Source organism: Sulfuritalea sp., assembly GCF_031426875.1.
Taxonomy (GTDB): Bacteria; Pseudomonadota; Gammaproteobacteria; order Burkholderiales; family Rhodocyclaceae; genus Sulfuritalea.
In genome coordinates this window covers 207,746-221,219 of record NZ_JASJPC010000021.1, presented here as the reverse complement: position 1 = coordinate 221,219, position 13,474 = coordinate 207,746, and the positions used below count along the sequence as shown (strand labels likewise).

The 13,474-nt window shown below is 66.7% G+C and carries 12 protein-coding genes; 5 read left to right on the top strand and 7 right to left on the bottom strand.

The features are described 5' to 3' along the window. Window positions 1–752: 752 nt before the first annotated feature. From RMO95_RS10575 to RMO95_RS10560, 4 genes are all read right to left on the bottom strand, one after another. The gene (locus RMO95_RS10575) at window positions 753–1,940 is read right to left on the bottom strand and encodes a hypothetical protein (protein ID WP_310450585.1); all 1,188 of its coding nucleotides are present in this window, start codon (window positions 1,938–1,940) and stop codon (window positions 753–755) included. A 210-nt stretch (window positions 1,941–2,150) separates the two neighbouring features. Continuing rightward, window positions 2,151–3,053: an alpha/beta fold hydrolase gene (locus tag RMO95_RS10570; protein WP_310450584.1), complete on the bottom strand. Its 903-nt coding sequence runs from the start codon at window positions 3,051–3,053 to the stop codon at window positions 2,151–2,153. A gap of 2 nt (window positions 3,054–3,055) precedes the next feature. Next, window positions 3,056–4,579 (bottom strand): wax ester/triacylglycerol synthase family O-acyltransferase, encoded by a 1,524-nt coding sequence (locus tag RMO95_RS10565; protein ID WP_310450583.1) that lies wholly within the window; start codon window positions 4,577–4,579, stop codon window positions 3,056–3,058. Window positions 4,580–4,590: 11 nt separating this feature from the next. After that, window positions 4,591–5,436 carry a hypothetical protein gene (locus RMO95_RS10560; protein WP_310450582.1) on the bottom strand — a complete coding sequence of 282 codons (846 nt, stop codon included), beginning with the start codon at window positions 5,434–5,436 and terminating at the stop codon, window positions 4,591–4,593. 170 nt (window positions 5,437–5,606) lie between these two features. On the opposite strand from RMO95_RS10560, the gene RMO95_RS10555 reads away from it, so the two are divergent. The 4 genes from RMO95_RS10555 (at window position 5,607) to RMO95_RS10540 (ending at window position 9,880) form a co-directional block, all read left to right on the top strand. After that, complete coding sequence (locus tag RMO95_RS10555) at window positions 5,607–6,305, top strand: TetR/AcrR family transcriptional regulator (RefSeq protein WP_310450581.1); 699 nt, start codon at window positions 5,607–5,609, stop codon at window positions 6,303–6,305. Next, on the top strand, window positions 6,302–7,141 hold the full coding sequence (locus RMO95_RS10550) for an SDR family NAD(P)-dependent oxidoreductase (RefSeq protein WP_310450580.1): 840 nt from the start codon (window positions 6,302–6,304) through the stop codon (window positions 7,139–7,141). The genes RMO95_RS10555 and RMO95_RS10550 overlap by 4 nt, the downstream gene beginning before the upstream one ends. A 198-nt stretch (window positions 7,142–7,339) precedes the next feature. Beyond that, a complete protein-coding gene (locus RMO95_RS10545; RefSeq protein WP_310450579.1) occupies window positions 7,340–8,320 on the top strand; it encodes an NADPH:quinone oxidoreductase family protein in 981 nt (326 codons plus the stop codon). 120 nt (window positions 8,321–8,440) lie between these two features. After that, window positions 8,441–9,880 carry an aldehyde dehydrogenase family protein gene (locus tag RMO95_RS10540; RefSeq protein WP_310450578.1) on the top strand — a complete coding sequence of 480 codons (1,440 nt, stop codon included), beginning with the start codon at window positions 8,441–8,443 and terminating at the stop codon, window positions 9,878–9,880. A 45-nt stretch (window positions 9,881–9,925) separates the two neighbouring features. Here the strand turns inward: RMO95_RS10540 and RMO95_RS10535 are convergent, their stop codons facing one another. The 3 genes from RMO95_RS10535 to RMO95_RS10525 form a co-directional block, all read right to left on the bottom strand. Then, window positions 9,926–10,933: a PA2778 family cysteine peptidase gene (locus tag RMO95_RS10535; RefSeq protein WP_310450577.1), complete on the bottom strand. Its 1,008-nt coding sequence runs from the start codon at window positions 10,931–10,933 to the stop codon at window positions 9,926–9,928. Between the two features lie 165 nt (window positions 10,934–11,098). Next, on the bottom strand, window positions 11,099–11,452 hold the full coding sequence (locus tag RMO95_RS10530; RefSeq protein WP_310450576.1) for a PA2779 family protein: 354 nt from the start codon (window positions 11,450–11,452) through the stop codon (window positions 11,099–11,101). Window positions 11,453–11,711: 259 nt separating this feature from the next. Next, window positions 11,712–12,467 carry an FCD domain-containing protein gene (locus tag RMO95_RS10525; RefSeq protein ID WP_310450575.1) on the bottom strand — a complete coding sequence of 252 codons (756 nt, stop codon included), beginning with the start codon at window positions 12,465–12,467 and terminating at the stop codon, window positions 11,712–11,714. Window positions 12,468–12,635: 168 nt separating this feature from the next. Here RMO95_RS10525 and RMO95_RS10520 point away from each other — a divergent pair, with 168 nt between their 5' ends. Then, the gene (locus RMO95_RS10520) at window positions 12,636–13,430 is read left to right on the top strand and encodes a (Fe-S)-binding protein (RefSeq protein ID WP_310450574.1); all 795 of its coding nucleotides are present in this window, start codon (window positions 12,636–12,638) and stop codon (window positions 13,428–13,430) included. Window positions 13,431–13,474: the final 44 nt, after the last annotated feature.

Here is a 13,474-nt window from a genome sequence, read left to right as displayed (position 1 = left end):
GAATTGGCCGCTATTATCGGATTTCCCCAGTGAAAAAAGTGCTTCTCAGCAGTTCAAGGATCCGGGGTGCTGGCGCCGACAACAGCATGCACAGCCGCGACGAAGGTTTCAAAAATCAGGCACACCACAAAGCCAAGCCCGACCCGCTCTACGACAAGGTGCATCCGAAGAAACCCGCCAAGTGCCCAAGTGCTATGGGCCCACCGACTTCACTTATGACGCTGTCGCGGGGATCTTTATCTGTCCGGCCGGCAAGCTGTTGTAGAGCCAATTCACACAACTCGGCCTGAACGGTCATTTACTTCTGTCAGATGAAGGTCGGGTCAGAGGCGAACACCTGCTGGTCACCAAGAATTGTCGGGAGACTTGACGTTCATAGCTATCGTTGGCCAGGCCGTTGTCCGTATCGATCTTACGGAATCGGAGTTCGAACGAGCGTTGACCGATATTCTTTTCCCCGGGCACTTCGGGAAGAAGCCGAGCTTCCGGCAGATCGTTTCGCACAACATTAGGTACAAAGACCTAAGCATAAACAACACGCTGAGAACGTTGGACGGCTTGCCGCCTCGCCTCGCGTGCTGCAGCCAAAGGGGGTCAGTGTGCGATTGCTTTCCAAGCTCGCAAGAAACGCCGCCCAAGCAGCGTCGACTTCCTGGAAACCTCCAATGTCGCGCAAACCAATCCGAAGCCGGCCTCTTATCGCGGGAAAGTTGGCGCTGGCGGGACGGCGGTTTGAGGCTGTAGCCGAACCCTCAGCCGGCAGCGGCGGCGGCGGCCCGCGCCCGCAGTGCCAGCCACGCCAGCAGCAGTCCCGCTGCCGCCCAGGCCAACCCCGGCAGCATTACCAGTAGCGCACTGACGCCGGGATCCTTGTTGAGTTGTGCCGCCACCAGCGCCATGCGCGCAAAGGTGGCCAGCGCCAGCAACGCGAACAGGCCGCCGGTGGCGGCACCTTCGCGCCCGACGTGACCGATGGCGATGGCCGCCGTCATCGCGCTCACCAGCACGGCGGCCCAGGCGCCGCCGGCGAGGACCTGCAGCACCAGCAAAGTTTCCAGCGAGCCGGCGGAGGCCGCCAGCGACGAGGCGAGCGCGCCGAGCACGGCGCCGATGGCCATGACCGCGGCACCGCCGAAACGCTGGTTGGCGCGGCAGGCGACGAAAATCAGCAGGTTGAAGCCGACCCAAAACACCGGCATCAGATGGTCGAGTTCCACCGGCTTGGCGAAGCGCAGGTAGAGCGGCGCCGAGTTCAGCGCGAAATGCACCTGGAAGCCCAGGCCGAGCAGCGCGGCGGCGGCGAAGAACAGCACCACGTCGACATTCAGCGGCTTCCTCGGTGTGGGTGTCGCGGGCGGCGCCGCGGCGGACGCCGCCAGGTGCTTCTCGGCCCAGAGCATGCCGCTCACCGCGGCGATCAGGGCGATCGAGGACAGGGCGAAGGGCAGGCGCGGATCGAGGCCGCGCAGGCTCACCGTCAGGTAGGGCGCGATCGCGCCGGCGAGGCCCATGCCGACCAGCATCAGCGTGGCCACCCAGGGCACGCCGGGCGCCGGCACATATTTGCCGAGCATCATCATGGGCGGTGCGCGCAGGGCCGAGGAGGTCACGGCCCAGACCGCGATCAGAGCCAGGAAGGGCAGCGGCGAGCCGCCGGGCGCGACCAGCGGCAGCAGCAGGAAGGCGGCGCAGGACACGGCGGTGAGCACCACCAGCAGCCGGCCGAGCCGGCCCAGGGTACGCCCGACACGGTCGGCGGCGACGCCGATGGAAAAATCCATCAGCGTGAAAATCGCCTGGTCGGCCATCAGGATGTAGATGACCCATTTCTTTTCGATGCCGGCCTGTGCCGCGAGCTGCGGCAGGTAAATCACATACACCGTCCAGCAGGTGACGAAGAGGAACTGGACTGAAGCGAAGTAGAGACCGACGCGCGTCATGAGTTATCTCCCGCAGTATGTGGCCGACTGTACGGCGCGCTGTAGGGCGGGCTGTAGGGCGGACTTCAGTCCGCCATCCATCAATGGCCGACTAAAGTCGGCCCTACAACGCCATCCACCTTTGGCCGACTGAAGTCGGTCCTACACGCCATCCACCGCTGGCCGGCTGAAGCCGGCCCTACAGTGCGTCCAGAATAACCGAAGCCGCCCTCAGGCGGCCGCCTGCTGCAGGGGGCCATTCCGCTCGCAATGATCGGCGATGGCCGTGGCCAGGCGCGGCATCAATGCTTCGGGGAAATCATGGCCCATGCCGTCGATCACCAGCAGCGCTGCACCGGGGATGTTCTGCGCCGTGTCGCGGCCGGCCGCCAGCGGCACCAGCGGGTCGGCGGCGCCGTGGATCACCAGCGTCGGCGCGGCGATGGTGTGCAGCAGCTTGCGCCGGTCGCCCGAGGCGATGACCGCCAGCAACTGGCGCGCAACGCCTGCCGGATCGTAGGCACGGCGCACGCTCTTGCCGATGCGGCTGCGCAGTTCTTCGCGCGTCGAGGGATAGCCGGGGCTGCCGATCACACCGAACATCTCGACCAGGTGCTCGATCACGGAATCGGGATTTTTCGGATCGGCCGGCCGTGCCAGCAGCACCTTGCGCGCCGGCTTGGTCGGCTTCGAGACCTTGCGGTTGCCCGAGGTGGACATGATGGAAGTCAGGCTCAGCACGCGCTGCGGATGCTTCGCCGCCAGCACCTGGGCGATCATGCCGCCCATCGAGGCGCCGACGATATGCGCGCGTGCTATGCCGAGACGATCCATCAGGGCTATCGTGTCGCCGGCCATGTCTTCCAGCGTGTAGGGGGTGCGCACCGGCAGGCCCAGCGCCGAGGCAGCCATCGCCAGCATCAGCTTGGCGCGCTTCTTCCCCGGCGCACGACCGGAGAGGCCGCAATCGCGGTTGTCGAAGCGGATCACGCGGTAGCCGCGCGCCACCAGCGCCCGGCAAAAGCTGTCGGGCCAGGCCGTCAGCTGCATGCCGAGGCCCATGATGAGGACGACGGCGGGATGGGTCGCATCGCCCAGCGATTCGTATTCGATGTGCAGCGGCACTGCGTCCATGCTCAGTGCACAGCGCCGCGCACCACGGCTTTGCGTCGCGGCGTCGGCGGCACCGCGGCGACGGGCTTGCGGCGCGACGCCTTGGGCGCGGTCGCGTGCGGCTTGCGGCGCGTGGCGGGCCGCAGCAGCGCGAGATATTCCTTGAAGCTGTCGCGCAGGCACCGGGCCAGCAGCTCGGGATCGGGCAGTTGCTCGTAGCAGGCGGTGAAGGAAATCACGATCGTCTCGCTGTAGCTGGTGACCGAGAACACCAGGCCCATGCCGTCGGAAATCGGCATGATGGCCGAGACGTAGGACAGGCGCGCGCCCTGCAGGTAGAGCGGCATCTGCGGGCCGGGCACGTTGGCGATGGCGCAGTTGGCCAGCGGCGCCCAGTCGCCGAGCAGGGCCGAGGCCGAGCGCAGCATCTTGCTGGTGGCGGCGATGGCGGCCGACGGCGCCTGTTCGGCCAGCTCGATCAGTTCGCGCGCGCTGACGGCCCGCGTCATGATTTCCGAGGACGAGCTGATGGCCTGGATCGCGGCCAGGCGCGCGACCGGATCGACGATGTCGGTGGCCAGCCCCAGGCGCACCCAGGCGAAGCTGGCCGGCGCGTCCGGCTGGCCGGCGCCGCGCACGGCGATCGGCGCCGCCGCGACCAGGCTTTCTTCCGGCAGTTCGCCCTGCAGTTCGAGATAGCGCCGCAGGCCGCCGGCGCACACCGCCAGCACCACGTCATTGACCGTGGCGCCGGGCGCCAGCTCGCGTATCGCCTTGAAATCCCGCAGCGCAAAGCGCCGCGTGTCGAACACGCGATGCGGCGACACCACGCTGTTGAAGCGCGTCACGGGAAATTCCTGCGGCCGGCCGAGAAACTCGCCGACCAGGGTGCTCGCGGCCGATTTCAGCGTGGTCCAGCTGCGCGCCAGCGGCTGCGCCATGCGCAGCGGAAAGGTGGCGACGTTGAACCCGGCGCGCGCCAGCAGGCCGACCGTGCCCGGCGCCGATTCGGGAAACCAGGGCACGGGCGGCGCGGACGGCGGCGCATCCGGCGCGAGGTCATGCAGCACGGTGGTGATCGCATTGCCCTGGGTGACGTCGATCGCGGCATGGTGGATCTTCAGCAATACCGCAAAGCTGCCCACCGGCAGATCGAGAAAGCTGTCGAGGCCCTCGATCACATACATTTCCCACAGCGGACGCTGCAGGTCGAGCGGACGGGCGTGGATGCGCGAGGCCTGGATGCAGAACTGGCGCCAGTCGCCGGGCTTGGGCAGGGCGATGTGGCGCACGTGGTATTCGATGTCGAAACTCTCGTCCTCGATCCACCACGGGTAGTCGAGATCGAGCGGCACGCGCAGGATCTTCTGGCGGAACACCGGCAGGCGGTCGAGCCGGCTCTCGACATGCGCCAGGATCTGCTTGAAGCGCACCATGCCGCCCGGCGCGGTGGACTGGTCGTAGATGTGCAGCAGCGTGACGTTCGAGTTGGCGTGGGCGCTGTCCGAATAGATGTACGCGGCATCGTGCTCGCTGAGTTGTCGCATGTGCTTCCTTCCTAAATCGCCTCGGATCCTGCGCCATCATGCGCCGAACCGGTGCTCATGCGCCAGACGCGGCCGAGCAGGCCCTGCGGCCGGAACGGCAGCCAGGCGCCTTCCGGCTGCGCCAGGCGGTCGGCGACGACGGCCAGCACGATGCCGTTGAAGCCCAGGCCGAGATGGCTGCCCGGCACCCGGATGTTCTCGTGCAGGGCCGGGTCGCCGTCGATGGTGGCTTCCTGCGGCGGCACCACGCCATCGCCCAGGGAATACAGGCAACTGGTGGGAACCGCCAGCCGACGCCGCTCGCGTAGCGTCTTGGCGCGCGGTTGCATGACGTGCGCGGCCGCCCCGAGGCGATGCGAGACCAGCCGGTAGAGCGCCTTGATCGCCGTCGGCGACTGGCTGCCGGCGGCATCGACGCTGACCGGGCTGCCCAGGGTGATGATCGAACGCACGCAATCGAGCGTGCTTTCGGCGCCGTAGAGCGAGAACACGCCGCCGAGGCTCCAGCCGACCAGGCTCACCTTGCGCCCGGTGACGTGGTGCAGGTAGCGGATTTTCTGCGGCAGCGCGCTGGCGTGCTTGCTGCGAAAACCCAGGTTGCGCCCCAGGCCCCAGGTGTGCACCGCGTAACCCTTGCGCTGCAGGAACAGCCTGAGGGCGATCAGCGAATTTTCATCGGCGAGGAAGCCGGGCAGCAGCAGCACCGGATGGCCGTCGCCGCGCGGCGCCTGCAGCAGCAGCGGCAACGCAGCCGGCAGCAGCGCAATTTCGAGCAGGGCGCGCGGCTCCAGCAGCGAATTCAGCGCACGCGGCTTTCCGACGTGGGCATGGCGAACTACGGAACGACGAAGAGGCATTTACGGCTCCGGCGAGGTGGCGGTCACGGCAAGCCGTGCGCAGGCGATTTTGCCAGCCCCGCATCCCCCTGGGCCGGCGCGCAACAATTTCATACCCATCGGTATAATTATTTTGTACCGCCCAGTATAATCCGCTTCCTCCCGCCCTTCCCTGCTGCCGCCATTCGCCCATGCCCGCCACGCGCAGTGCCGCTCGAACATCCGCAGCCGCCGCCCCCAGGCCCGGCGAAACCCAGGCCTGCCTCGACAAGCGCGAACGCATCCTGGCCGCGGCCGAAGACCTGTTCTACCGCAACGGTTTCGCCGGCACCACGATGGACATGATCTGCGCCGAACTCGGCGTCACCAAGCCCTTCGTCTATTACTACTTCCACGACAAGCACGCGATCGTCGAGACCCTGGCCTGGCGCGCCTCGGTCGCCTGCCTGTCGACCATGAAGTTTCCCGCCGGCGATGCGCGGCCGGCCCACCTCAAGCTGGCCGAGGGCCTGCAGCGCTGGGTCGCGGCCTGCGTCACGCATTTTCGCGCCAGTGCCCTGGCCTTTCGCGTCACCGCCTCGCTGCGTCCGGAATTCCGCGACGAACTGCGCCGGCTCGCCAATGACTTCTACGCCGACCTCGGCGCGCTGATGGAGGAAGGCCGGCGCCAGGGCAAGCTCTCCTTCGAGGACACCACGGTCACGGCCATGGCCATGGGCGGCGCGGTCGGTTTCATGTACACCTGGTACCGCCCCGAAGGCCGCCTGACGCCCGAGGAACTGGTCAGCCGCCTGACCGCCACGCTGTGCAAGATGATCGGCCTGCGCCCGCCGCCGGCCCGTCCCGCGACAACACGAAAAAACCCACACCCACGGAGGATGCTCAAATGAAACAGTTTCGCGACCGCAGCGCGGTCATCACCGGCGCCGCCAGCGGCATCGGCCTCGAACTGGCGCGCCGCGCCGCCGCCGAGGGCATGAATCTGGTGCTGGCCGACATCGAGGCGGCCAAGCTGGACGCCGCGGCAGCGACGCTGAATCTTCCGGCCGAACGCCTGCTGCTGCAGAAGACCGACGTCAGCCGCGAGGACGAAGTCGCCGCGCTGGCCGCCGCCGCCTTCGCCCGCTTCGGCGGCGTGCATCTGCTGTGCAACAACGCCGGCGTCGGCCTCACGCGCGTCACCTGGGAACACTCGACGGCCGACTGGGAATGGGTGCTCGGCGTCAATCTGTGGAGCGTGATCCACGGCATTCACCACTTCCTGCCGAAGATGCTGGAACAGGGCGACGAAGGCCACATCGTGAACACCGCCTCGGTCGCCGGACTCCTGTCCACGCCCGGCATGGCGGCCTACAACGTCAGCAAGCACGGCGTCGTGACGCTGTCCGAAACCCTCTACGGCGAACTCGCCGCGGCGCAGGCCAAAGTCGGCGTTTCGGTGCTGTGCCCGGCCTGGGTGCCGACGGCGATCCACCAGTCGGCACGCAACCGGCCCGACCGCTTCGGCAGCGCGGCACCCGCCGCCGGCCTTTCCGCCGCCTATGAAGAACGCATGGGACAGGCGGTCAAGTCCGGGCGCCTGACCGCCGCCGACATGGCCGGCGCGGTGTTCGACGCGGTCGGCGAGGGGCGCTTCTACGTGATTCCCCACCGCAAGATCAACAATGCCATCCAGCTACGCATGGACGACATCATGAACCAGCGCAATCCGACGCCGCTGGGGTAGTACGTGTCATATATGCATGCGATCGCAGGGCGAACCGTAGGGCGGACTTCAGTCCGCCATCCACCCTGGCCGACTGAAGTCGGCCCTACAACGCCATCCACCCTGGCCGACTGAAGTCGGCCCTACAACGCCCTCCAATCTGGCCGGCTGAAGCAGGCCCACACCGAACCTTCACACCATAAGCAAGGACGCCCCCCAATGAAAGCCCTGATCTGCGAAGCCTACGGTCCGATCGACACCCTCGTCGTCAAGGACATCCCCTCCCCCCTGCCCGGCCCCAAACAGCTGCTGATCGAAGTCAGGGCCGCGGCCGTGAACTTCCCCGATGCGCTGATGGTGCAGGGCCTCTATCAGGTCAAGCCGCCGCTGCCCTTCACGCCGGGCGCCGAGATCGCCGGCATCGTCAAGGCGGTCGGCGCCGAGGTCAAGCATTTCAAGGCCGGCGACCGCGTCATCGCGCTGACCAGCACCGGCGGCTTCGCCGAGGAATGCCTGGCCGAAGCGCATCGCGTGATGCCCCTGCCGGCCGGCATGGATTTCGAGGCCGGCGCGGCGCTGGTGCTGACCTACTGCACCTCGCTGCACGCACTCAAGGATTGCGGCCACCTCAAGCCCAATGAGACCCTGGTGGTGCTCGGCGCCGCCGGCGGCGTCGGCATCTCGGCGATCGAGATCGGCAAGGCCATGGGCGCGCGCGTGATCGCCGCCGCGTCCACCGACGACAAACTGGAACTGTGCAGGAAAGTTGGCGCTGACGAGACGGTGAATTACTCGACCGAAAATCTCAAGGACCGCATCAACGAGCTCACGGGCGGCAAAGGCGCCGACGTGGTCTACGATCCGGTCGGCGGCCCCTACACCGAGCCCGCCGTGCGCGCCCTGGCCTGGCGCGGGCGGCTGCTGATCGTCGGCTTCGCCGCCGGCGAGATACCGAAGATTCCGCTGAATCTCGCGCTGCTCAAGGAACGTTCGCTGATCGGCGTGTATTGGGGCGATTCGACCAAACACGATCCGGCCGGGCATCTGGCCAACCTGCAGCAGCTCAATGAATGGTTCGCCGCCGGCGTGATTCGTCCCGTGGTCAGCGAACGTTTTCCGCTCGCCGCGGCGAAAGAGGCGATTGCAAAAATCGCCAATCGCCAGGTCAAGGGCAAGATCGTTGTTATCCCAAATGACTGAACAAATCTGAAGGCTTTTTAGCCACAGAGGACACAGAGGAAAACCCCGTTCTGCTCTTCTCTGTGACCTCTGTGTCCTCTGTGGCTAATGTTTTTCCCTTCCCTTTCAACAAGGAAACACATGGAACAGCGCACGCAGTTTTACATCGACGGCCAGTGGCTTGCCCCGGCCGGCACAGGCAGCATCGAAGTCTTTTCCCCCACCGACGGCGCCGTGCTGGCGACCGTGCCGCAGGGCAATGCGGCCGACGCCGACGCCGCCGTCATGGCCGCGCGCCGCGCCTTCGATGCCTGGAGCGCGACGCCGCCGGCCGAACGCGCCGCGTATCTGAAGAAGATCCAGGATGGCCTCAAGGCCCGCACGGATGAAATCGCCCGGACCATCACGCTCGAAATGGGCATGCCCTACAAGCTCTCGCAGCGCATCCAGGTCGGCTCGCCGGCCGCCAGCTTCGGCATGTATTCGAAAATGCTGGCCGATTTTCCATTCGAGGAAAAGGTCGGCAATTCCAAAGTGGTGCGCGAGGCGGTCGGCGTCGTGGTCGCCATCACGCCCTGGAACTACCCGCTGCACCAGATCGCGGCCAAGGTCGCAGCTGCCTTGGCCGCCGGCTGCACGGTGGTGCTGAAGCCCTCGGAAGTCGCGCCGCTCAACGCCTTCCTGCTGGCCGAGATAATCCACGCCGCGGGCGTGCCGGCCGGCGTCTTCAACCTGGTCACCGGCTTCGGCCCGATGATCGGCGAAGCGCTGGTGACGCACCCCGAGGTCGATATGGTTTCCTTCACCGGCTCGACCCGCGCCGGCACCCGCGTCTCGGAACTCGCCTCGGCCACGGTCAAGCGCGTCGCGCTGGAACTCGGCGGCAAGTCGGCCGCGATCATCCTCGACGACGCCGACTTCGCCGTGGCGGTGAAGGGCGTGGTCGGCAACTGCTACCTCAACTCGGGCCAGACCTGCACCGCGCATACGCGCATGCTGGTGCCTGCTTCGCGCTACGCCGAAGCCGCGCAGCTCGCGGTCGAGGCGGCGCAGGCCTACCGCCCCGGCGACCCGATGGCCGAGGGCATCACGCTCGGCCCGCTGGCCTCGAAAATGCAGCAGGACCGCGTGCGCGACTACATCGCCAAGGGCATCGCCGAAGGCTGCGAGTTGCTGACCGGCGGCGCGGCACTGCCGGCCGGCGTGAACCCCGCTGGCTACTACGTCGCGCCGACCATCTTCGGCAAGGTCAAGGCGGACGCCACGATCGCCCGCGAAGAAATCTTCGGCCCGGTGCTGTCCATCATCAGCTACACGGATGAAGACGATGCCGTACGCATTGCCAACGGTACCGTCTATGGCCTCGCCGGCGGCGTCTGGTCGGGCAGCGACGAGCACGCGGAAAAAGTCGCGCGCCGCCTGCGCACCGGCCAGGTCGAAATCAACGGCGGCCCCTTCAACATCTACGCCCCCTTCGGCGGCTACAAGCAGTCCGGCAACGGCCGCGAACTGGGCAAGTACGGCCTCGAGGATTTCCTCGAATACAAGGCCATGCAGTTCAGGCCGGCGCCGAAGCCCTGAGCCTACAGTGGTCACGGCACTTGCGCAGCAGACCACAAAAACCGCTTACCTGCTCCTGCCCATGCGCTGCAGGACCAGCGCCCGGGTTTCGCGCACGGCCGCGGCAAAAGAACTAGCTTCGGGACTCGCTTCGGGGCTCGCGTCGGCGCGCACCGCCCGTTCGAGCAGCGCCAGCGCCTCGTCGTTGCGTCCGAGGTCCGACAGCACTTGCGCAAGATTGTTCAGCACCGGCACGGCATCCGGATGCTGCGCAAGCGCATGGCGCAAGGTGGCCTCGGCTGCCGCCAGCGCGCCCTGCGCATATTGCCGGTTCGCCAGGCCGATGCTGGCGGTGGCATTGTCCGGCCAGCGCCGCAAGGCTGTCGCATATGCCAGCAAGGCGGCCTCCGGCGCGGCGACGCGTTCCATGGCCGCAACCGCCGCCAGGTAGCCGGCTGCGTCGGCGCTGGCCGGGATGCGCTCGGGCGGCAGCGCGACCATCGCCCAATAGCCGCCGCGCTTCCAGGTGTACTCGAAGACCGTGAAGGGAAGCGCCAGGCGCCGCGTCTCCCCTGAACGCAGGTAGAGTTCGCCCGCCGGATAGTCGAAGCCGACCACCACCGCGTAATGCCAATTGACTAGAGGCCCGACCCCGGTATCCTGCAGCACGACGACCGGATTGCCGGCCGCGACCTCCTGCAGCAAGGCGTCGAAGCGCGGCGCGAGCGGATAGGAGACCCGGCCGTAGCGACGCGGCGCAGCCAGCATTTCGACCTGGAGGCTGCCCTGGCGCGCGGGCAGGTAAACGCTCTTGACCAGATCGTCGGGGCTGAGCTTTACCCCGCCGGCGACCAGCACGGTCGCCAGTGCGGCGGGACCGCATTGGTAATCCTGCTGCGGAAAGAAGGGTACGCCGGCGTTTTCGCTGCTGAGCGCGACACCCGCCGGCCACGCCTCGCGCAACGCCATGGTCTGCGGCACCAGCGAGGCACAGCCGCCCAGGCCGGCGAGCAACAGCAAAGCGCCCGCGACGAGGCGGGCGCCTTGCTGCCAGGGTGGCCAACGCAGGCTCACGAGCGCCCGCGCTCGGCGCCGCTTGCGCCGCATGCCGTCGACATGATGCTAGTAGTCAGTCAACAGGGAAAAGGCGCATTCCCTGTAGGAGCGAGCTTGCTCGCGATAAGCCGCTATCGCGAGCAAGCTCGCTCCTACATCCATCGGTTTCAACATGTCTGCGTACTAGCGGCGGAAGGCGAAGTACCAGATGAAGAATACGACCAGGATAAGCGCAACGAGGCCATCGCCACCGGCCGGAACCGCATTGATCTGGCCGGCAAGGTTACCGACTTCCTCGTCGGTCATCGCCGCCACGCGGTCGCGGGCTTGCTGCGCGTCCAGTCCCAGGGCCTGAAACTCGTTGACGGTCTGCGCGCGGTTGAGGTGGTTCAACACCAGGCTGCGATTCGCCTGCACCGTCGCGGCGGCACTCACCTGGTCGGTACTGATCATGCTGGCCTGCCCGGTCTGGAAGGGCAGCGTAATCAAGGCAACGGCGAGAAAACGGCACATCATCTTCTTGAAGGCGCTATTCATGATTGTCTCCTTGGCTTCTTTGGATTATTGACGCCCCTGCAGCGGAAACCTGCCGAACCCTGACCGCCACCGTGGCTCGTGCCGCGTCCAGCTCGATGCGCAGCGCGCATATTGTGCAGGACGACGAACTTTTTCGACTTCCGCTGCAGCCACAAAGTTCAGTCCGAATAAAGCCGAATAGGTCCGAATCGGGCCGAATCGGGCCGAATGCGCCCGGGCTATCGCCGTATCGCCAGCGCCAACTCTTTGTTGCGGTGCTTCAAGTCCCCTGGCGGCGCAGGGCGCTTTGCCGGCGTTCGGTTTCCCGGGCGGTGTCGGCCATGCTCTGGCGCACGAACTCCACGTGCTCGCGCGCAGCGCGCGCCGCCGCCTCCGGCCGGCGCTCGCGGATCGCCAGCCAGATCGCACGGTGCTGCTGCTGCAACTGGTCCCAGCGCAGCTTGCGCGCATGCAGATGTTCGAGATTGCGTGAAATATGACCATGGATGACGCGCAGCAGGCTGGCCGTCTGCTGGCCGATGAACACGTTGTGGGCGGCCTCGGCAATCGCCTGATGGAATGCCACGTCGGTATCGACGGCGGCCGCGAGATCCCGGTTCGCATACACCGCATCGAGCGCCGCGAAGGCGGCATCGATGCGCAGGATGTCGGCATCGGTCGCCCGCTCGGCGGCGAACCAGGCCGCCTGGCCTTCGAGCATGTGGCGGAATTCGAGCAGATCGCTTTGCAGGCCCGGATGCCCGTTCAGCATTTCCTGCCAGGGATCGACAAAGCTCGCCTCCAGGCAGTCGGTCACGTAGGTGCCGCCGCCGTGGCGCGTGGTCAGCAGGCCTTTCGAGACCAGGCTGCGGATCGCCTCGCGCAAGGAGGGGCGCGACACGCCGAGTTCGACGGCAAGCTCGCGCTCCGGCGCCAGGCGATCGCCCGGCTTCAGCGAGGCTTCGAGAATGCGGGCTTCCAGCTCAGCGGCGGCGACGTCGGAAACCCGGGGAATTGCGGGACGGCGTTGATTCATTGGAGTCATTTATGGTAAGACCACTTGTATGATATTGACGACCGGAAGATCCGTCAATACCTGATCAATTGACATTGGGAGGCCGTTTGCCTATAGTCGCCGTCTTTATTTGGTCTTACCTCTTTACCGCGAGCACCGATCCCTAAGCGAACTCCGAGGAAAGTCTTCATGACGCACGACACCCGCAGCTATCCGCAAAAACCGGCCGACGCCTACCTGTTCGCCACCTGCCTGGTCGACCAGTTCGCCCCCGAGGCCGGCCTCGATACCGTGCGCCTGCTGGAACGCGAAGGCATCGCCATCCACTTTCCCGAAGAACAGACCTGCTGCGGCCAGCCCGCCTACACCAGCGGCTATCCCGACGAGGCGCGCGCCGTGGCGCGGCGCCAGATCGAACTCTTCCCCGAAGCCTGGCCGGTGATCGTGCCGTCCGGCTCCTGCGCCGCGATGATGCGCCACCACTACCCCAAGCTGTTCGCCGGCGACCCGGTACTGGAGCCCAGGGCCAGGGCGCTGGGCGAGCGGATTTTCGAACTGACGGAATTCCTCGTCCATGTCGTCGGCTTCCGCCGCGAAGACCGCGGCGAGCCCTGCACCGTCGCGCTGCATACCTCCTGCCATGCGCGGCGCGAAATGGGCGCGCACGAAACCAGCGCCGCCCTGCTCGCCGGACTGGCCGGGGTGACGGTGGCGCAACAGGCGCGCGCCGAGGAATGCTGCGGCTTCGGCGGTACCTTCGCGATCCGCCATCCGGCGATTTCCGAAGCCATCGTCAGCGACAAGGTCGCCAGCCTCAAGGACAGCGGCGCAGGCCGTGTCGTCAGCGCCGACTGCGGCTGCCTGTTCAATATCCTCGGCCATGCCGAACACCTGGATCGCGCCGCCGGACGCAGCGAGCCCTCGCTGCCCGGCGAGCATCTCGCCAGCTTCCTCTGGCGGCGCACGGCGGGAGAACAGGGATGAGCGCCGTGCGCAGGGCCGCCCCAAGCCGGCGCCAGCCACCATTC